The 19,494-nt window shown below is 46.1% G+C and carries 15 protein-coding genes, 1 tRNA gene, 2 pseudogenes and 1 riboswitch; of the genes and pseudogenes, 11 read left to right on the top strand and 7 right to left on the bottom strand.

The features are described from left to right. The first annotated feature begins 2 nt into the window (after positions 1-2). The 3 genes from GMA8713_RS10205 to GMA8713_RS10195 all read left to right on the top strand — a co-directional run bounded on the left by GMA8713_RS10205 (position 3) and on the right by GMA8713_RS10195 (position 3,146). The gene (locus GMA8713_RS10205; RefSeq protein ID WP_062708851.1) at positions 3-944 is read left to right on the top strand and encodes an ABC transporter permease; all 942 of its coding nucleotides are present in this window, start codon (positions 3-5) and stop codon (positions 942-944) included. 151 nt (positions 945-1,095) lie between these two features. Beyond that, positions 1,096-2,283 carry an NnrS family protein gene (locus GMA8713_RS10200; protein WP_062709031.1) on the top strand — a complete coding sequence of 396 codons (1,188 nt, stop codon included), beginning with the start codon at positions 1,096-1,098 and terminating at the stop codon, positions 2,281-2,283. Positions 2,284-2,375: 92 nt separating this feature from the next. After that, positions 2,376-3,146: a class II glutamine amidotransferase gene (locus GMA8713_RS10195; protein ID WP_062708848.1), complete on the top strand. Its 771-nt coding sequence runs from the start codon at positions 2,376-2,378 to the stop codon at positions 3,144-3,146. A 30-nt stretch (positions 3,147-3,176) separates the two neighbouring features. Here the strand turns inward: GMA8713_RS10195 and GMA8713_RS10190 are convergent, their stop codons facing one another. Next, positions 3,177-3,935: a nucleotidyltransferase family protein gene (locus GMA8713_RS10190; RefSeq protein ID WP_062708843.1), complete on the bottom strand. Its 759-nt coding sequence runs from the start codon at positions 3,933-3,935 to the stop codon at positions 3,177-3,179. A 337-nt stretch (positions 3,936-4,272) separates the two neighbouring features. On the opposite strand from GMA8713_RS10190, the gene GMA8713_RS10185 reads away from it, so the two are divergent. Next, positions 4,273-4,908: a 2OG-Fe dioxygenase family protein gene (locus tag GMA8713_RS10185; RefSeq protein WP_062708840.1), complete on the top strand. Its 636-nt coding sequence runs from the start codon at positions 4,273-4,275 to the stop codon at positions 4,906-4,908. 159 nt (positions 4,909-5,067) lie between these two features. Further along, a complete protein-coding gene (locus GMA8713_RS10180) occupies positions 5,068-6,423 on the top strand; it encodes a MipA/OmpV family protein (protein WP_157515561.1) in 1,356 nt (451 codons plus the stop codon). Positions 6,424-6,526: 103 nt separating this feature from the next. On the opposite strand, the gene GMA8713_RS10175 is transcribed toward GMA8713_RS10180, so the two are convergent. The 4 genes and pseudogenes from GMA8713_RS10175 to GMA8713_RS10165 all read right to left on the bottom strand — a co-directional run bounded on the left by GMA8713_RS10175 (position 6,527) and on the right by GMA8713_RS10165 (position 10,597). Next, positions 6,527-7,003 carry a hypothetical protein gene (locus GMA8713_RS10175; protein WP_062708837.1) on the bottom strand — a complete coding sequence of 159 codons (477 nt, stop codon included), beginning with the start codon at positions 7,001-7,003 and terminating at the stop codon, positions 6,527-6,529. 261 nt (positions 7,004-7,264) lie between these two features. After that, positions 7,265-7,507: pseudogene (locus tag GMA8713_RS26735) on the bottom strand (NAD(P)H-dependent oxidoreductase); the annotation flags it as partial. A gap of 170 nt (positions 7,508-7,677) precedes the next feature. Beyond that, entirely contained in the window at positions 7,678-8,376 is a 699-nt protein-coding gene (locus GMA8713_RS10170; protein WP_062708833.1) for a TSCPD domain-containing protein, read from the bottom strand. Positions 8,377-8,440: 64 nt separating this feature from the next. Further along, complete coding sequence (locus tag GMA8713_RS10165; RefSeq protein WP_062708829.1) at positions 8,441-10,597, bottom strand: adenosylcobalamin-dependent ribonucleoside-diphosphate reductase; 2,157 nt, start codon at positions 10,595-10,597, stop codon at positions 8,441-8,443. A gap of 348 nt (positions 10,598-10,945) precedes the next feature. Here GMA8713_RS10165 and GMA8713_RS27305 point away from each other — a divergent pair. The 3 genes from GMA8713_RS27305 to GMA8713_RS10155 all read left to right on the top strand — a co-directional run bounded on the left by GMA8713_RS27305 (position 10,946) and on the right by GMA8713_RS10155 (position 12,340). After that, positions 10,946-11,015: transfer RNA gene (locus GMA8713_RS27305), tRNA-Cys, on the top strand. Between the two features lie 116 nt (positions 11,016-11,131). Beyond that, entirely contained in the window at positions 11,132-11,389 is a 258-nt protein-coding gene (locus GMA8713_RS10160; protein ID WP_062708828.1) for a DUF6482 family protein, read from the top strand. Between the two features lie 270 nt (positions 11,390-11,659). Beyond that, entirely contained in the window at positions 11,660-12,340 is a 681-nt protein-coding gene (locus GMA8713_RS10155) for an HAD family hydrolase (RefSeq protein ID WP_062708825.1), read from the top strand. A 58-nt stretch (positions 12,341-12,398) separates the two neighbouring features. Here GMA8713_RS10155 and GMA8713_RS10150 read toward each other — a convergent pair whose 3' ends face one another. After that, positions 12,399-13,787 carry an alanine/glycine:cation symporter family protein gene (locus GMA8713_RS10150; protein WP_062708822.1) on the bottom strand — a complete coding sequence of 463 codons (1,389 nt, stop codon included), beginning with the start codon at positions 13,785-13,787 and terminating at the stop codon, positions 12,399-12,401. A 129-nt stretch (positions 13,788-13,916) separates the two neighbouring features. Next, positions 13,917-14,029, bottom strand: a riboswitch (glycine riboswitch). Positions 14,030-14,415: 386 nt separating this feature from the next. Here GMA8713_RS10150 and GMA8713_RS10145 point away from each other — a divergent pair. From GMA8713_RS10145 to GMA8713_RS10135, 3 genes are all read left to right on the top strand, one after another. After that, positions 14,416-15,543: a hypothetical protein gene (locus tag GMA8713_RS10145; protein WP_062708820.1), complete on the top strand. Its 1,128-nt coding sequence runs from the start codon at positions 14,416-14,418 to the stop codon at positions 15,541-15,543. 62 nt (positions 15,544-15,605) lie between these two features. Further along, positions 15,606-16,760: an amidase family protein gene (locus GMA8713_RS10140; protein WP_062708817.1), complete on the top strand. Its 1,155-nt coding sequence runs from the start codon at positions 15,606-15,608 to the stop codon at positions 16,758-16,760. Between the two features lie 684 nt (positions 16,761-17,444). Continuing rightward, the gene (locus GMA8713_RS10135) at positions 17,445-17,687 is read left to right on the top strand and encodes a hypothetical protein (protein ID WP_062708815.1); all 243 of its coding nucleotides are present in this window, start codon (positions 17,445-17,447) and stop codon (positions 17,685-17,687) included. A gap of 458 nt (positions 17,688-18,145) precedes the next feature. Here the strand turns inward: GMA8713_RS10135 and GMA8713_RS27685 are convergent. Next, a pseudogene (locus tag GMA8713_RS27685) lies at positions 18,146-19,494 on the bottom strand (hypothetical protein); the annotation flags it as partial.

The raw sequence follows: 19,494 nt of genomic DNA, 5'->3' as shown, positions 1-19,494 counted from the left end.
GCATGACACAACAAGTGACTAACGCTGCTCCTGCAGCACCAAAACGTAAGGCTTCTTCACCGTGGGTTCTGGTATGGCAACGATTCTGCCAGCACAAAGCGGGACTGGTGAGCGCGGTATTCATTCTACTGCTGACTATCTTGTGTTTCAGTTCGCCGTTACTGGCGGCGTGGTTTGGGCATGACCCTTTTGAAGTGGATTTCTTTGCCCGCTTTGAACCTGCAAGCAGCACGCACTGGTTAGGTGCTGATGAACTGGGTCGTGACGTATTCCTGCGCTTGCTTTACGGCGGTCAGGTATCGCTGGCAGTCGGTGCAGTGGCTGCGCTGGCAACAGCGATTCTTGGCACCTTGATTGGGGTATTTGCAGGGTATTTTGGCGGCAAATTGGACTCAATACTGATGCGTATTGCAGATTTCACTTTGTCACTGCCAACACTGCCACTGATGATCGTTTTGGCGGCGGTAGACCTGAGCAAATTGGGACTGCCAGATAGCTGGGCGCAAGGTGAGAATGCAAGCTTCATCCGCATCATTGTGATTGTTGCACTGTTTGGTTGGCCAACCACTGCACGTCTGGTGCGTTCAGGTACCTTGTCTGTGCGTGAGCGTGACTACGTAAAAGCCGCGATTGGCTACGGCGCTTCACCTTGGCGCATCATTCGCCGTCACGTACTGCCGAATGTGCTGTCTCCAGTCATCATTGCGACTACCATGGCGCTGGGTGGCGTTATCCTGTTGGAAAGTGCGTTGTCATTCCTTGGCTTGGGGATTCAACCGCCAATGCCATCATGGGGTAACATGCTGCAGAATGCGCAGGAAGTGATTTGGCAGTCGCCAGGTCTGGCTATCTATCCGGGTGTTGCCATCTTGATCACCGTTATGGCGTTTAACTTCCTTGGTGATGCACTGCAAGATGCGTTAGACCCGAAATCGGGAAGCTGATTTAACCTAATAACCTTCTCAAAGCCGGCAATCGCCGGCTTTATCTTTTCCTCAAGATACTGATTTGTTGATACAAAATTTGCTGACTTTCTTATGAGTAATTAAAGTGTATAATAAATGCATCTTTAAGTTTTGAAGAGACGTTTCCATGATGATCAACATTGTCGATAAGGCAAAGGAAGAACGTATTCCACCGGTTCTACGATTAGGCTTTAGGCCATTTTTCCTGCTGGCCTCTGTCTATGCCGTATTTACCGTGACCGTCTGGATCTGGATTTTCTCCACTGGCGCGTCGACGTCACTCAGTGTCCCACCACTCTGGTGGCATGCTCACGAAATGTTGTTTGGTTTTGCAATAGCGGTGGTGGCAGGTTTCCTTTTGACTGCTGTTCAGACATGGACAGGTGTGAAGGGAACATCCGGTTGGAAACTTGCAATCATTGTGATGCTTTGGTTATTACCGCGGGCTCTATTCTGGACTGACACACCACTGGCGGTGATTGCTCTGATTGATGGTGCATTTTTGCTGACTGTTGGCTGGGAAGTGGGGATGCGGGTGGTGAAAACGAAACGTTGGCGGAATTTGTTTTTTATTCCAATGCTCACCGTTGCACTTATCGCCAATTTCGCCAGCTATGCCACGGTGAAGGGAATGCCGCCATTTTCCTCTAATGTACTTTGGCAGGCGATGATTTGGTGGTTCATGCTGCTTATATCCATCATGGGCGGCAGAGTGATTCCATTTTTCACCGCAAAACGTTTTCAGTTTGAAGCACCAAAAGCCTTACTGTGGCTTGATGTCGCTGCGAATCTCCCGCTGATCTTACTGGCGATTCTGAGTTTCTTTCCTTTTGTGGGCTCGACAGTCACTCTGACTTTGCTGCTGGTGGCGGGTAGTGCACAACTGATTCGCCTTTACCGCTGGGGTGGTGTTAAGTCAAAGAGTGAGCCTCTGGTTTGGTCATTGCACCTGTTTTATCTTGCTTTGCCGTTGGGACTGTTTGCCAAAGCAATGGCAATCAGCAGCCCTTGGGTATCTCATACTTTGATCCACCTACTGGCTATGGGTACTTTAGCAGGCGTTATTCTCGCGATGATTGCTAGGGTGACAATGGGGCACACCGGGCGTGCAATTTATCAAGGCCCGCCGTTTGCTTTTGCCTTTCTTTCCCTCGCATTCGCTACCCTTATCCGAGTAATTGGGCCTGCGATTTGGCCTGAGTATTTGAGTACATGGATAGTGATTGCAGCGGTGGGATGGTCGCTATCTTTTGTGGCGTTTGCTGTTATTTTCGGCCCAATGCTGACTAAAGCAAGAACGGACGGCCACCCCGGTTGATTTAACTGTCCAACATAAAAATGCGCTGTCTGGCACGGCAATTTCCCATAACTCATTCATACTTAAAAAGTCTGAAGTAATAGGAGGTTGCTGTGTGTAGGTGGTTAGCGTATCAAGGAAAGCCCTGCTATCTAGATGAAATGCTTCATCAGCCAAACCATTCGCTGGTGTCGCAAAGTATGGATGCCACAAAAGCGGTGACGGCGGTCAATGCTGACGGCTTTGGTATTGCGTGGTATGGCGAAAAACCAACGCCAGCGCTTTATCGTGAAGTGCTTCCGGCGTGGTCTGATGCCAATCTAAAATCACTTGCTGAACACACACGATCCCACCGATTTATGGCACACGTTCGCGCTTCTACTGGTGCCAATACTTCCCGAGAGAATTGTCATCCCTTCAATGTTGAGAACTGGCTGTTTATGCATAACGGTCAAATTCCTGAATTTGACCAAACGCGCTACAACCTTGAACGGCATTTGGATGAGCCTTTCTACCTGAAACGGAAAGGTTCAACAGATAGTGAACTCATCTTCCTTCTTTTGCTGCAATACAACATGGAGTCATCGCCGAAAGAAGCACTCAAAAAAGTCATTGCTAGAGTGGAAGCTGAAATGCGTGCCAAAGAGGTAGCGGAGCCGTTTAAAGCATCGATTTGCGTCAGTAACGGTAAACAATTTTGGGGATTAAGATATGCCACTCATGGTGTGCCTCCGACGTTGTTCTACAAGCATCTAGACAGTGGCGTGGTACTGGCGTCAGAGCCATATGACACAGACAGAGAAGGTTGGAAGAGTGTGCCTGCACAGAGCTTCATTGCGCTTGAAGGCGAGCAGGTGGAAATTACGCAATTCGAGATGAGATAGGGCGGAGAACCGCCCTACAATTTTGCTTGGTTATACCGCCATGCTGTATGGCTGATATTGCGCCCAAGCCATTTGGTACATCTTTCGGGATTGTTGGCGGAGCTGGCCTATCTTAGTCACTTCAAACTCGGTTAAATCACGGTCTACTGCATCTCGTTCAATGCGCTGAATTTGCTCGTAGATACTGTGCTCAGGGCCATTTTTGATTTTAGAGATGGCATTCAGGTGCAGTTGTACTTCGGCTACCAACTGACTTTCTGGCAGTGTCACTAGCACTTTCAGATCGCGATATCCTGATGGGCGAGGGGCCTGAAAACGGTTAATCACTTCAAGCGTCTGGGTTTGGGCTGCGAGTTTTTCGTAGGCCTGATTCAGAGAATCAATCGAGTCAGATTCAATAGTGATTCGCACGATATCAGTGAGCTTAGACACATCACCATTCAGTTCTTTATCCACTTTTACCGCAGCACGATGCTGCCCCTTCAAACCAGCACTCACCACTTTTGCGCTTACAGAATCGGCAATGCCTGCTGCAAGTGTTTCCAACTCTTGTTGCGCGTCAGGGGCGAGCTTGTAGAGGGTATCCAAGTCGTTAACGGGTTGGTTCACTTGATGAGCGCGAAATGAAGGAATAGCGAGTAAATCAGACAGCGCTTGTTGAGGCTGAATTTGCTTATACGCTTGGATAGGGTGTTCAGGGAGGGGCTTAATGTCAGGTTGATTGGCATAGGCTGGAACACGAATCACCAGAATTGGTAATATAATCAGCGCTTTAATCATTCTTCCCATTTGTTTACCTCTTGGTTCCTAGGGTCAACAGACCCTACTGCATCCACATTGATATCTTATCTGTGGAACATGAATGTTAGCTGAATGAAAGGGTTAGGTTCGCGTTCAACCTCTCAAAGTAGATTTGACCAATTAGTTGTGGATCAAATAATGCAAAATTATTCTCTGATATTTTGCAAATAAGCCAACTATCTGTGCGTAATTGGAGTTTATGGTGATTTTATAATCTATATAAGTTTGTCAAAGTTGCTGTATTGTCGTTAACTTTAAGTGATAACTGTGGTCGGGAAACTCTTACCCAGAGTGCCCGATTGAGGACCAATATGGAGGACGTAACATGTACCATCCAGATTACCTTATGCAGCTTTGTCATATCAGCGACCAGGCTGTCAAAGAACTTGAACCTATGTTTGATGATCTGCCAACTACCCCTTATGCAGATGGTCAATATCGGTTAAGACGCTACTCAATTGTGCACTGCCATGACGGTGCGCTCCGGCAAATGGAACATCACACTTTTGTCCAATCAGAAGCTATCAACCAGCATCAGGGTGGCGTAGTACGAAATTTTGAAGAACTGACATCGGCAGTGCTCCACTCGGAAGGTTTGTTCGAACTGTGTCGCTTATTCAAGGATAACAATGAACTGGACGACGAGCAGGATATTGAAATTCACCAGATGAGAGTGATAACACTCAATGACATCACGCCGGTTTCTCCAGAAGGGATTCATCAGGACGGCTTTGACCACATTGCCATTGCCGCAATAGACAGGAAAAACGTCCAGGGTGGTGAAATCCTGGTTTACAAAGACAGAAGTGAACAGCCGTTCTTCTCTTTGGCCATGAATAACGGTGATGTAGCATTATTGGATGACCATGCAGTTTGGCACAATGCGAACCCGATCAGGGCGCTTAACCCCACTGAGCATGGTCATATGGATCTTTTTGTTTTGACTGCAAGAGAGCATTAATACCAAAAGCAAAGCGCTAAAATTATAGATACTGGCGGCCAGATTGGCTGCCAGTCCTTTCTAATGCAATCTTAACTGACTGATTTCATGAATTAACCAGAAACACTTTTCTTTGAATGCGTTACAATTGCCTCTCTTGGATTAATGCATAGAAGATGGATGAAATATCAGCTCCCCTTAATCATTGCCGCTGCATCGCTCTGTTTTACAGCCTCCTCAAACGCATCAAGCAAACCGGAAGCAACTGAAAAACCAGAGAGTGTTGAGAAGCTGCGCCTTAAAAGAAGTGAGAACTGGGGTTTGGCGGCGACCATTCGCTCCGCGGGTATTCCTTATGCAGACAGCGGTAGCGATATCGTCTCGAGCTTTGTACCTATGATGTTCTATGAAGATGAAGCTTTTTTCATTGATGGCACGGAAGGCGGATTAAGGCTTTGGGAAGAAGATGAGTGGCGGTTGAATACCATTCTTCGCATGCGTTTTATCGACCTACCTACCGCAGTGCAAAATGACATTGGCGGAGACTCCGGGGATTTCGGCTTACAACTCAAGCGTCAATGGGATGAAAACTGGTATACCAATCTGGATGTTCTCTCTGACAAAAGCGGGCGTTTTCATGGCGTCGCCACGTTAGGAAAGCAGATTGAAGGTGAATGCTTCGACCTGAATGCGAGCATTTCCGCACGCTATAAAGATGCCAATTTCAACAGCTATTACTACGGTTTGTCAGAGTTCACTGAGCGGGGCACAGATCTTGGTGCGGGCATTGATTTCAAAGCTGGGGTGAAAGGGCGTTACCATGTTTATTCCAACTTATACCTTGTCGGTGCTGCCTATGCGACATACTTTGACGAAAATGTTCGTCACTCCCCAACGATAAATAGTGAGTGGCAGGGTGAGGTCTATGCAGGTTTTGGCTTCTTCAATGACAACCGACGGTTTGGCGAACGTGAACTGTCAACGCGACCATATTGGCGTGTGGCTTTTGGCTGGGCCACGCCTTCCAACATTGGTGACATATTGACAGGAAGTACAGAAAAAGACCCTCACGATAATAAACTCACTTCTCTGTTTTACGGTCATCCTCTTTCTGACGACTTATTTGGTATTCCAATGGATATCTACCTGACACCAGGTGTCGTATGGCATTGGAAATCTGACGTTCAGGCATCATCACCAGAATATATTATGGCGATTAAGGCATATTACACGGTCGAATGGCCTACCACATGGAGATTGGGAATAGCCGAAGGTTTATCGTACATCAATAACATTACTCATATTGAGCGTTCTGAAATGGAACGTAAAGGCTATGAGCCAAGCCATTTACTGAACTACTTCGATATATCTTTGGATGTCAATATTGGGGACCTTGTGAATAAGAAGAGTCTGAAAAATATGTGGTTGGGCTACTCGATTCACCACCGCTCAGCAATCTTCGAAAAAGCTAGCCAGTTTGGCCGTATCAAAGGTGGCAGTAACTACAACACGATCTATTTGCAGATCGATTTCTAGCGGTATTTTGTTGAAAAGCGAATAGTGCTGTGGAGCAAGCGAGCGCTGGGATATTTGGAGAGAAAGGATATGATACTTTCAATTTCCCGGCGCTCTAATTGGGTTATGGCGTGTAAGGAAGGTAGCCAGTGAAACCGACAATTTTCCAACCTGCAGGCGTTTTCTTCAGATAGTAGAGTGTTTGCCAATTCAACACTTCAGGCTCTTTGCCGACGACTTGAATCGTGCCATTAAATTGTTTTCTCGCAATGGCTTTGCCCTCTTTCACTTCAATCTGCTCGAGAGTTGTGAGCTTATGAACAGCATCTTCTAACGGCTCCGCATACTCGGTATTCAAACTTGCGCGAGCTGCTTCCAGCCAGGAGTCGCGGTAGTTTTCAAAACGTGAGAAGGCGAGGTTCCATTTACCTGGGTCATTGTCAAAACCCGCGTTGACGGCAAAGAATTCGTCCTCAAGGAAATCATTTTCTACCATCGACCAATCCGCTTGGGTATAAGCGCGAATATCTTTTGCGACCAGCATATCCCAGATCTCTGTGCGGTCTTCATCATTTCCTAAAAATGGATTTGCTTTAATCACTTAAGGCTCCAGCATTGCAAATCAAAGGCCACATAAGAACGGATTATGTATCATATGGAAATGCCGGGAAGGCAATGGTGAGACAATGATCGAACAAAAAAAGGGGCGTCCACACAGACACCCAAAATGAAAAAGAAGTTTAAGTTAGCAGTAAATGGAAATCTGAATTAGGAAACCAGTGCCAACAGACCGTTAGCTGCCCGAAGGGTTCGACTGCGCGTCCCGTACTCTAAGCGTTTAAGCTTTGTTGAAGTTGTATTTGGTGACGACAACGGCTTTCTTGTCGGTTAGTAGGCCTTTGGGACCGTTTTCAGTGAAAGAGAAGGTCAAGCCTGCGCGGGCGATAAAATCAATCCAGTTTTTCAACCGGGTAGGGATGCTGAAATTTTACATTGGAGCGGCGATACGCAGTGTGTCACTCGCTCTAATTTCGTCAATCAGCTTATTTGAAGAAGAGTATTCACCGAGAATACTTGATTTAAGAGCCAGTAAATTAGCCGCCATTTTCCTCTTTAAGTATTGTCTTTACGAGTTTCTTTCGTGTCAGAAATGTATGGGTTTTGTTTTATAAGTAAAAAGTTGAAAAATTGTATTTGTCTTTCGAATAATTTGAAGGTGAGAGTCAATAAAAAGGCTTCCTGATGGAAGCCTATTCAATAATCAAATTCAGCACATTAACCGCACTTAGAGTCGCCACAGTTCAGACAAGTTTGACAACCGTCTTTCACGATAACGGCTTTGTTGTGGCACTTGTAGCAAAGAGTTGCGCTCGGTGGAAAGCCCGTGTTTACCGATTCTTCCTCTTTCACTTCTGCTTTTGCCGCATTCTCAGCACGTTTAGCTTCCAGGAACGCCTTCTGGTGTTCGTCCATTTCTGGGTTTTTCAGCATGCCGATTTCCATCAGGTGCTGTTCAATCACATTGCCGATTTCAGCAATCAGAGAAGGCACATATTTACCTTTGTTCCAGTAACCGCCTTTAGGGTCAAAAACGGAACGCAGTTCTTCCACCAGAAAAGTGACATCGCCACCTTTTCGGAATACCGCAGAGATGATGCGAGTCAGCGCAACGATCCACTGGTAGTGCTCAAGGCTCTTGCTGTTAATGAAGATTTCAAAAGGACGACGCACTTCGTGGTCAGTTCCCTCGTTCAGCACAACATCGTTGATGGTAATAAACAGAGAATGCTCAGAAACGTGTTCTGGCGTCTTCAGCTTATACGTCGAGCCCAGCAGTTTTTCTGGACGTGGCATTTCTTCATGCATGGTTTCAAATGCTGGTACTTCAACAACAGGAGCAACAGGCGCTTCCTGAACCGCGTCTTTACTTTTTACTTTGTAGCCAACAATTTTGCTTTCGATTTTACGTGTCATAACGAATTACTTCTTTCTCACAAAGGGCAGCGCAATCGCCACCCCTTTATTTGTCTGTCTGCGGTTAGAACTTACCGTAGTAGCCTTCTTTCAGGGCGTCGTAGAGGTTAGCTGCGGTGTGTTCTTCACCGTCATACTCAATCTTCTCGTTGCCTTTGGCTTCAAAGGTGGTGCCATCTTCCAGCGTGAATACGTAAGTGGTGCTTTCCAGATCTTCTTCTTTAACCAGAACACCCTGGAACACTTCTGGGTTGAAGCGGAAGGTGGTACAACCTTTCAGACCCTTGTCATACGCATCCATGTAAATGTCTTTAAAGCTGTCAAACGGGAAGTCAGTCGGTACGTTTGCTGTCTTCGAGATTGACGAGTCAATCCAGCGCTGAGCAGCAGCCTGAACTTCAACGTGCTGGCTTGGTGTAATGTCATCGGCAGTGATGAAGTACTCAGGCAGTTGCTCGTCTTCTTTCGTGCTGTATGGCATTGCTTTCTGGTTGATCAGTTCGCGGTATGCCAACAGCTCAAAGCTGAACACATCAACGCTTTCTTTTGATTTCTTACCTGGCTTGATCACGTTACGGGTGTAGTGATGAGCAAAGCTTGGTTCGATACCGTTACTTGCGTTGTTTGCCAGTGACAAAGAGATGGTACCTGTTGGTGCGATAGAGCTGTGGTGGGTGAAACGACCACCGTTCGCCGCCAGTTTCTCAATCAGGTCTGGACGTACTTCGCCAATTTGCTGCATATAACGGCTGTATTTCGCGTGCAGCACTTTACCTTTCACTTTGTCGCCCACTTTGATGCCGTCTTTCGCCATTTCAGGGCGCAGACGCATCATCTTAGGAGTAACATCGAATTCTTTGTCCATCACGGGTGCTGCGCCTTTCTCTGCAGCAAGTTCGATAGCTTGTTCCCAACCGGTGATCGCCATTTCCTGAGAAACTTGCTCAGTGAAAGCGATAGATGCTGCGCTGCCGTATTTGTGGCGAAGCATCGTCAGGGTAGAACCCAAACCTAGGAAGCCCATACCATGACGGCGTTTGGTTTCGATTTCTTCACGTTGCTTCTCAAGCGGCAGTTGGTTGATCTCAACCACGTTGTCCAGCATGCGGGTAAAGATCGCTACGACTTTACGGTACATGTCCCAGTCGAAGTAGGCATTTTCAGTGAATGGGTCGCGAACGAACTTGGTCAGGTTCACTGAACCCAGCAGACACGCGCCGTAAGGAGGCAGCGGCTGTTCACCACATGGGTTGGTTGCACGAATGTCTTCGCAGAACCAGTTGTTGTTCATTTGATTAACTTTGTCGATCAGGATAAAGCCTGGTTCCGCGTAGTCGTAAGTTGACGACATAATCACGTTCCACAGGTTACGCGCCGGCATGGTGCGGTAGATTTTGCACGCTACGCGGCCTTTATCATCTTCAACCAGACCATCTTTGCTCGGCCAATCTGCCCATACGATGCTTTCATCGTTCTGCAGATCGGTACCGTCTTGACGCGCTTCTTTCGCGGTCACAGGGAAGATCAGTTGCCATTCGCCATCGTTTTTAACGGCTTCGATAAACTCTCCAGTGATCAATAGAGACAGGTTGAACTGACGCAGACGGCCATCTTCACGCTTCGCACGGATGAACTCCATCACGTCTGGATGGCGGATATCCATGGTGCCCATTTGCGCACCGCGACGACCACCTGCTGAAGAAACGGTGAAGCACATCTTGTCGTAGATATCCATGAACGACAGTGGGCCAGAGGTGTAGGCACCGGCGCCAGAAACAAACGCACCGCGTGGACGCAGGGTAGAGAAGTCATAGCCGATACCACAGCCCGCTTTCAGGGTCAGGCCAGCTTCGTGTACTTTACCCAGGATGTCGTCCATTGAATCTTCAATGGTGCCGCTAACGGTACAGTTGATGGTTGAGGTTGCTGGCTTGTGCTCGAAAGCCCCAGCGTTAGACGTAATACGGCCAGCCGGAATTGCACCGTGACGAAGTGCCCACAGGAATTCGTCATACCACTTTTCACGTACTGATTTTTCTTCGAGATCCGCAAGTGCACGAGCTACACGTTTGAAAGTGTCATCCAGTGTCGCGTCGATAGCGTCACCGTGTTTGCTTTTCAGGCGGTATTTGCTGTCCCAAATTTCAATCGATGTATCTTGGTAAGGAATAGCGAGTACGCCAGTGGATTCGATATCAGAAGCTGACTTGGTTTTAGCCATTATGAATTGCACCTCGAAAGTATTGCCGTCTTGTTGAGCGGAGCTTGGTCAGAAACACTATATTGTGTCTCTGATCGACAAGGGCGCAGATCAAACCACTATATCCTGTGATCTTCAAGTCTTGACAAACACTCTTTTCGGCATAATTTTCAATTCTACATAAAGGATAGTGTGTTATGGATCTAAAGGCTCTCATGTTGAGAGTGATGAAGGTTGCCAAGCAGCATATTTACCGAAAGTGATCAAATGAGAAACACTCAGATGAAAGGTGAAAAACCGTTGCGTTGCACGTTCGGCGTTCTATATTTCCGTCCTGTAGTCAGTAAAGACACTCTCTGATACTCAAAAGGCGCGTTTGCAGAGTGGCTATGCAGCGGATTGCAAATCCGTGGACCTCGGACTTCGGGACGCGCCTCCATTTTCTCCCCCAGAATCTTCCTGTACTCATTTTTCACATTGTCTGAAACAGCGCTTTTTGATCGCAGTGGCTTTTCTTTGCGTAACTCTCTTCAACCAAAACAAGAGGGGATACCAATGTCTAACGCGGAAGCAATCATTGTGAGTTGTGGCGATACAAGCAAATACCTCATCGGAACCAGCGCGGGAAAAGGAACAGTGACGTACAAGCGGGGCAGGGATGGAGACCTGATGTTCTTCGAATGCCTTAACACTGCCAAAGAAGCTCTCACACAGCAGGGGTTCACATCAGCAATACTGATAATGGACAACCCTTACGATGAAATGATTGGCGAAGAAGTGAGCGAAACCAGTAGTCACGTTATTTCGCTATAGATCCGGCTAAACATCAGCGTCGCCCACATCACACAATCTTTGAAAGTGATGGTTACAAAATGTTAGTAGCCATCACTTTGTCACATTTCTTTTCTAGCGTATGCGTCAATCTTGATGTAGGTCTACTATCTGTAAATATGAGTAAAGAATGTTGCTCATACGTTACATTTGTAAATACAATGTTCGGTTTGCGCGGGGCCAACCGCCGAGCACAATTTCAAATCAGCCTTGAGGGTTGTGTCTGTATCCTAGATTTGAGGAATGGTGTTAATGAACCTGTTTATGTTGGATGTCGATGGGACGTTGATCGACAGCTACGATTTTGATTCCGATTGTTTTCGCTCTGCAGTAGAGGAAGTCGTGGGAATTGAACTTACCGATGATTGGGGCGCGTTTACCAACGTGACGGATGTCGGCATCTTAGAAGAATTAATTGAAAAACAAGGATTACGCCAGGACAGAATGCGTATTCTACGAGAAGTGAAAGCACTGTTTTTGCAGAAACTCCGTGAGTATATCTCATCAAATCAAAATGATTTGACTGCAACTCCTGGTGCGATTGAGTTTGTGAATGACATGAAAGCACACCCAAATGTGGTGTTGGCGATTGCGACTGGTGGGTGGGAAGACTCCGCAAAAATGAAGCTGAGCGCAGCTGGTTTTGATGTGACTGGTGTGAGTTTTGCCTCGTGCTCAGATGCGATGACACGTAGTGAAATCATGGCATTAGCGGCGTTTCGTGCTAAGCAGGACACTGGTGCAGTATTTACCCGCCGCGTTTACTTCGGTGATGGAGAGTGGGACAAAATGGCAACTAGCACATTGGGCTATGAGTTCGTCGCGGTGGGCACTAAGGTTAAGCACCATACCCGTATTCCAAATTTCGCTCATTATGATGCGATCTTCGGCAAACTGGGCCTAAGCGATATGCTAAGTGCTAAAACTGCATAATCACCTACCCAGACAAAACAGCGCCAATTGGCGCTGTTTTTTTCAATAACTGGCAGATTCAAGCGCTGGTAGCGTTTGAGTCAGCCGATGAGCGGATAGTATTTTTCAACGCTTCAAAGTAGATGTTGGTTTCTTCCGCGACAACATGGCGAAGTAGGATCAAACCGATCAGATTTGGTACAGCCATGAGTCCATTAACAATGTCTGCAATCAGCCAAATCATATCCAGTTTGATAAATGCACCGGACAAAATCAGCGTCAAGAAAACAATCTTATAAGTCGGCACCGCGCGTTGGCCAAACAAATACACCACACAACGCTCACCGTAATAGTTCCAACCAAGAATTGTAGTGAAAGCGAAGAACATAAGACCTATAGCAACAACCATGGGTCCAAAACCTTTATCTAGGCCTATCGAAAATGCCTCAGTGGTCATTCTTGCACCTTCAATGTCCATTGACCAAACACCAGTCAGTACCAGTGCCAGGCCTGTCATTGAACAGATGACAATGGTATCCAAAAAGGTGCCGACCATGGAGATCAAACCCTGACGCACACATGAATTTGTTTGCGCAGAAGCGGCTGCCATCGGAGCACTTCCCAAACCCGATTCATTTGAGAATACGCCACGGGCGACACCCGCTTGAATAGCGATCATGATAGAGGCACCAACGAAACCGCCAGTTGCAGCTTGACCAGTAAACGCAGACTCCAAAATTAGGCTAATCGCTGAAGGAATTGCGCCTGCATTGTTCACCAAAATGCCGATACAAGCGGTTACGTAAACCACAGTCATGGTAGGAATGATCTTGCTAGCTAGTCCTGCAATGGACTTGATACCGCCAATAGTCACGGCAGCAACCAATAAAGTAAGCACGATCGCGGTGATTTCATTGGGAACGTTGAATGCAATATGGCTGGCATCCACAATCGCATTCACTTGTGGGAAAGTGCCAATACCGAAGCAAGCCACCCCAATAGTGAAGAAGGCAAACAGGCGTGCCAACCACTTTTGGCCTACACCTTTTTCCAGGTAGAGCATGGGTCCACCCAATATGTTTCCTTGGGCATCTTTTTCACGGTATTTCACCGCAAGTAGACACTCAGCATATTTGGTTGCCATACCGAAAAGTGCCGCCATCCACATCCAGAGCAGAGCGCCCGGACCACCCAGTTTCAAGGCGGTAGCAACACCAACGATGTTACCGGTTCCAATAGTGGCAGAAAGGGCAGTACAAAGCGCAGCGAAGCTAGAAACATCGCCTTTGCCAGTGACACCTTCTTCTTTTTTGAACACGTAAGATAGCGCTAAAGGCAATTTAGAAAACTGAAGTGCGCCAAGACGGAAAGTGAAATATATACCAGTGCCGACAAGCAGCAGCAGAAGTGGTGGACCCCATACGAGGTTGTCTATGATTTGTAGAAAGTCGTAAAGCGAATGGTTCATTTATCCCCCTTTAGATTAAAAGGAGGAGAGTAGCCGCAGAAAGATAGCAGTATGTATAACCAAATGGCCTGAATATGCTCGCTGAATCGTGTATCTTCAGGTTATTTGGTAATAACGAAAATTAATGCGGTTATCTCCTCTGTCCTTTTGCCTGAGAGTTTCACTCGAATCCATCTTTAAAGATGGGCGAGCTTGCTCCTTCGGCGGGTAAGTCGTGCTTACCTCTCTCCAGAGTTCCCTCCCACTACTGTCCTTACTCAAACACCAAATTCAGTGTTAATGAGTGCCTGAAAGATTTACTTCTTCGGCGGATGGCCAATGCCATCTCTCTCCAGCAGCGTTCACCGGGTCTTCAAATTTTCGTATGTATCATAGATCGCAAAATTGTGAATGCAATTGAAAATGGAGTGTTTGGTATAAAATTGAACACAAAGGCTTAAAAAGATGATTCTATGTTAATGAAACGTTTCTTTTGTTTGTAAGGAAAAGTAGAGCTTGAACAAACCTTAGACGATTGCTCGAACAGAGAAGTGTGCTTTGCTCTATCTTGATTTTAAGACACCTTCTAACTCAAGAATGTCCCTAAAGAGCCGATATAACTTCATCTCAACTGTATTTAAAACTGTCAATGACCACGTTTAATGAAATATTAGGCACCAAATCGGGAGATCCTGAATCCACTGTAAAACAGCGCTATAAATTGCTGTCTGTTCGCGTGCACCCGGACAAAGGTGGTTCCAAGGCTCTGATGCATCTCGTCCGTCATTCCTACGACAATATTGTAAAAGGAAAGGGCGAGCACCCAATCTTAATCCCTTCTGTTTCTACTGTTGGCAACAATACAGCTTTGGAGCGTGAATTAGCTGCTGTAAAAAAAGAAAGGGATGAGCTATCTGCGCTCAATAAACTACTAAAGGTCCAACTCAGTCAATCTCGTAAGGCAAGCAATAGCGGCAGTGGTATCGATTATTCGCGTAAAATTACCCAGCTTGAGGGCGAGATTGCGCTCCTCAAAGATGAGCGTAATCGCCTACAAAATCAGAAAGATGCAGCCATTGGAGAACAGGGTAAGCTGGCGGGTGAGTTGCGCCGTGCGCTGTCAGAAAATGAAGTTCTGGAAACTGAGCTGGAGCGAAGTTCAGGGAGAAAAATGCCGGGTGCTATTCAGTGGGCACAAAAATTTTGGTTACCGGCCATGGCGACGTCATCACTGGTTGTGGTTTTGTTTCTTGGCGCCAGCATGCTGAATTGGTCTGTCATATCAGCTTGGTTCAATACCGAAGAGCCGGAAGTCATTCCACCGACAGTGCGTGTAGTACATGCCAAACCGAAAGATCAAACCACTACGGATAATGTTCCTACCATCGAAGAAACCGAACCAACGATGAAGGAAACATTGCGTCTGCCGTTTCTGAAACTTACGACTGAAACAGGAGTCTGGTCGTTAGCGTCTTACACGGAATCAAACGGGCCATATATTTCAATCCGTAGTGCCAATGGTTCTTATGTTGTCAATGACTGCAGCGGTGAGTTTAGGCTTTATCTTAACGAACCCTTTAGGCCTTTGCGTGTGGCTGCGAATCTAATCTATTTACACCAAAATCAACACTTTCACGTATACAAAATTCCGTATGGACAAGGCTCATCAGCGGAAAGCTGGCTACAGAGCCGGAAACTTCAAATAAACGACGAGTTCTTTACAAGCGAAGCTTTTCGCGAAAGTCGTACCGCGTTACTAAAAAAATGTAATTCTTAGTTCTCATATTTGAGAATTTAGTTATAACCTTATGAATAGGAGAAGAAAAGAAGTAGAAGTATATGGCCAAGAATAACTACCTCATCAATGAGTTTAAGCCTGAAAGACAAGACATTTCTTCTGGTGTGCTTGCACGCCAAAAGTTAGTCGTTAGCGATAGCGTTGGTCTGAAAGACACAGTAACAGGCATCGGTGTGCCGCAATGGTCTGATGGCCACGCGCCAGCCCATAATGATGCACATGTAGTATCTACATTGATGCAATCCGGGTGTCGTTTGATTGGGAAAACTCAAGTTGATGAATTCGGCATCAGTATTAGTGGGAAGAACCCTTTCCTGGCTAGACTCAAAAACCCTGTCTCTCCATTTGCCCGTCTAGGTGGGTCTTCTTCCGGAGCAGCAATTGCCGTTTCCAAAGGTAGCGCAAGCATCGGGATAGGTAATGATTGCTGCGGGGGGGTGCTGATCCCAGCATCTTACAGTGGCTTGTTTGGTTATCGCCCTTCACAAGGGATGGTTGACCTGAGGGGTATCGCACCGATTTCGCCTTCATTTGATGCCGTTGGCTTTATGACAAAGCATCTATCAACTTTGGAGCAAATCGCCGAGAAATGCTGGACTAAGCCTCCCAAGGCGGTTCGGCTTGGGGCCATAATCAATGCCTCTTCCCTCTTTCACGAGTTGCTCTCGGCTGAAGCTTTGCTGAAATGGGAAGAAAAATTAGCTAAATCCAAGATCTTCCGCAATGACATGCCTAGTCTCAGTAAGCTCACCTTAACTCAGGCTCACAACATCCATTCGGTAATACTAGGCCGGGAAGTAGACTTGCAATATGGACAGTGGCTTGACGAACAAAAGCCAAAATTCTCAGATGAAACGGAAGAGCATCTGAAGCAAATAAGGGGTAAGAGTTTTAAAGAGTTCGTCGAAACTAAGAAAAAACGTGAGTTTTTCAGTGACAGTTTGCAAGGATTTTTCAAGCCTGGAGAGGTTTTGATGATCCCGACTTCTCCAGGGCAACCTCCCAAAGGTGAATCTGTCGATGAATCATTTCTTACTAATCAGCGACGTCTCTACGCTATCGCAGAGGTCGCTGGATTATCGCAACTCACATTACCTTTGTTAATGGTCGACGGCGTTCCAATGGGCGTTTCTCTGTTAGCTTATCCTGGTGAGGATAGGTTGGTGTTTGAAGCAGCTTCGCGTTGGTACATGTAGCCGGCTTGGTATATTGAAACGTTCTTGATTTCCTCAGTATTTTCTCTGTGACAACTCCGTTTTCGACGGAGTTGTCAACAGCTAGTCTTATTTTGTCTCACCGTTTTGACCTACATGTAACATGGTGATGTGCAAACAGTTTATTCGTCATCTAACGAACTATTTTTGACGAACTTCAACCACTCGTTTCGACTTCATTTTTAAACATTAGGTCAAGAAAAATTTATTTTTTCTTTAATTTCATAGTAACTATAAGATAATAAAGGAAAAATTACCTATTGACCTGTGATGAACCTATCAACAGAATCTGTGGATAACTAGGTGAATTAGTTGGGCGATGAAAAAATTAACTCAATGAAATATAAGGTTAAATTTCTTCTCTTAGGTCGATTTGGATTTCGGCGTATAGCTGTGAATGAGGTTTGTTACTATCTTTTTAACCTCTGGGTTTTAAATTGTTTTAAAACCAACCGATATTTTGTAGCCCGCCGGGAAAACTGAAAAATGAAACCGTTTATTTTGAAAAGTGTCTGGCATCCCATTTTAAGCGGCTTCTCTGTGCAAAGACGTTGGGCCTGAAAAGATGCAGAACATCGAAGTCCTGGACCGGGTAGTGTGGCTTGGGAAGGATTTTAAGTAGAGAGCTAACTTAGGTTTAAGCGAACTCAAAATAGGTTACGTGTCATGTCAGAATTACAAAACGCGCATTTCTGGGTGGCAAAAACAAGCCTCAACGATATCAGCGTGATTTTCGAAGAGACATATAGTGACGATGACTCTCCAATCAATGAGTTTGCTCGCCAACAAGATGAACTGTTTTACGACCATGACTTTTTCTATATTGAAGGCCTTTCTCATGGCATTGATGACTTTTTCCTAAGTGCAGGTATTCCTGAGGAAAATCAAAACCAATACTTGATGCCTTGAAACCTCATTTATTGTGTGCCACACACATAACTGTAGGAGATTCTAGTGATTTTAAATCACCTAGGTCTTGTGTAATTGGCTCTTCTCAATTTACTTATGTTGGTATGTTTAAACACTGGTAGTGTTGCAAACAGGGTATGAGATCAGATCCGATTCGCAAAGCGGATAACTTGGAAATTTGTCACAAGAGAAAGCTTTCAAGTCAAAGTAGGTAATGGTACGAGCCGAAAAGGCTGTGACGACCTTATTTCTCCTCAAATGAATGCGTACATAGTCTTTCGCTAGATTTGTCCCACATTCGGCGATTGCAGCGCTAGCTCTCCAGATTCTGATTAGCCCGCGCTATAAAAGGGCTGCCCCACGAAATCCCAAACGATCCCATTCAATCCCAATATTTCATTATTAGTGGTGGGTTACAAAAAGCGAGCCAGACTGATGTCTCTCAGTCTGGCTTGGTGTTATTCGAGCGCTTCAATCAGGTCATCAACTCCATTGTAATTGGTATCATAACCACCAAATTCGTCCAACTGGTTTAGCGTTCCGTCACCGTTAGTGTCGAAGTTTGCAAAGTTGGTGTCTGCAATATCGTAATCAGATCCATCGTTACCTGAGTTATGGCTTTCTGAGTCAACAAAATCAGGAATACCATCATCGTCAGAGTCCGGAATAGTCGCAATTGATTTACCAATATCAATGTTATCCATCATGAAGTTGCTATCTACATCTTTAAAGCCCGCTTCAATAATGTCCGGGACTAAGTCGTTGTCACTGTCCAGATCTAAATCATTCGGGATGCCGTCGTTGTCTGAGTCGGCAACAAACTGCGTACCCGGCAATGGAGACAGTAAGAAACGGCTGATTTCAATCACGCCACTATAGAAGCTGGAGTCGATATAGAAGTCCGGCGTCTCCCCCTCATAAACAATGGTGCGCAACAATTCGTTGTTTCGGAAATAGGCAATCACCCGGTCGGCAATTTGAATGGAGAGGGTATCTCCAACAGAGATACGTCCAAATGTGCCTTTAGATGCTCCACTTTCATAGATATACAACGTGCTGCTTACGATATAGAAGGCGTAATCTATATCGCCATAGCTGGCAGAGGATTCTTCCTTGCCCAGTCCAATCATGTTGTAGGTGCCGAGGCTGTCTATGACAAAGCTCAACTGATAGTGTGAGCGGAAACCATACTCAGAAAAACGCTCAGAGTTTGCCTGAGACTGCCAGTATCCGCCGTTTCCGGTTAGTGAGCCTTGGGTAAAACTGGTGTTACCCGTTAGAAGTGGCCAACTGGAGACATTCATATTGATATTGGATTCGAGATTGTTAGAAATACCATCGTTGTCTCTATCCATATCTCGGTTGTTGCCCAGTCCATCGCCATCAGTATCTGTGGTTTCAGAAGCATCCGTTGGGAATGCATCGCTATTATCACCTACACCATCACCGTCTGTATCAGTATCTTCATTCGAATCAAATGGGAACGCATCGTAGATATCAAGTGTGCCGTCGTTATCGTCGTCATCATCGTTTGGATTTGATAAGCCATCGCCGTCCGCATCTTCCGCACGATCATCGATACCGTTGCCGTTGACATCGTTACCGCCAAGTTCATCATTGCTATCGAGTTTGCCATCGCCGTTCGAGTCGAATGCAGCAAAGTCATAGCCATGCATGTCGAAGGCCGTGCCGTCATTGGCGGCGTTCTGGCTTTCCAAATCAAGGTAGTCCGGGATGCCGTCACCGTCGGAATCCGGGGCAGGGTCGACAGTGCCTTGGAGATTTACTGAGTCCACTTTCAGGTCGC

The sequence above is a fragment of the Grimontia marina genome (assembly GCF_900060185.1).
Lineage (GTDB): Bacteria > Pseudomonadota > Gammaproteobacteria > Enterobacterales > Vibrionaceae > Enterovibrio > Enterovibrio marinus.
The sequence above is the reverse complement of the archived record's forward strand: the minus strand, read 5'-3'. Positions and strand labels throughout refer to the sequence as shown.

Bases quoted from the DNA above. Each gene is read 5' to 3' on its own strand.
- GMA8713_RS10205 (WP_062708851.1), top strand. From the start codon at position 3: ATGACACAACAAGTGACTAACGCTGCTCCTGCAGCACCAAAACGTAAG.
- GMA8713_RS10200 (WP_062709031.1), top strand. From the start codon at position 1,096: ATGATCAACATTGTCGATAAGGCAAAGGAAGAACGTATTCCACCGGTT.
- GMA8713_RS10190 (WP_062708843.1), bottom strand. From the start codon at position 3,935: ATGGGAAGAATGATTAAAGCGCTGATTATATTACCAATTCTGGTGATT.
- GMA8713_RS10185 (WP_062708840.1), top strand. From the start codon at position 4,273: ATGTACCATCCAGATTACCTTATGCAGCTTTGTCATATCAGCGACCAG.
- GMA8713_RS10180 (WP_157515561.1), top strand. From the start codon at position 5,068: ATGAAATATCAGCTCCCCTTAATCATTGCCGCTGCATCGCTCTGTTTT.
- GMA8713_RS10170 (WP_062708833.1), bottom strand. From the start codon at position 8,376: ATGACACGTAAAATCGAAAGCAAAATTGTTGGCTACAAAGTAAAAAGT.
- GMA8713_RS10165 (WP_062708829.1), bottom strand. From the start codon at position 10,597: ATGGCTAAAACCAAGTCAGCTTCTGATATCGAATCCACTGGCGTACTC.
- GMA8713_RS10160 (WP_062708828.1), top strand. From the start codon at position 11,132: ATGTCTAACGCGGAAGCAATCATTGTGAGTTGTGGCGATACAAGCAAA.
- GMA8713_RS10155 (WP_062708825.1), top strand. From the start codon at position 11,660: ATGAACCTGTTTATGTTGGATGTCGATGGGACGTTGATCGACAGCTAC.
- GMA8713_RS10150 (WP_062708822.1), bottom strand. From the start codon at position 13,787: ATGAACCATTCGCTTTACGACTTTCTACAAATCATAGACAACCTCGTA.
- GMA8713_RS10145 (WP_062708820.1), top strand. From the start codon at position 14,416: ATGACCACGTTTAATGAAATATTAGGCACCAAATCGGGAGATCCTGAA.
- GMA8713_RS10140 (WP_062708817.1), top strand. From the start codon at position 15,606: ATGGCCAAGAATAACTACCTCATCAATGAGTTTAAGCCTGAAAGACAA.
- GMA8713_RS10135 (WP_062708815.1), top strand. From the start codon at position 17,445: ATGTCAGAATTACAAAACGCGCATTTCTGGGTGGCAAAAACAAGCCTC.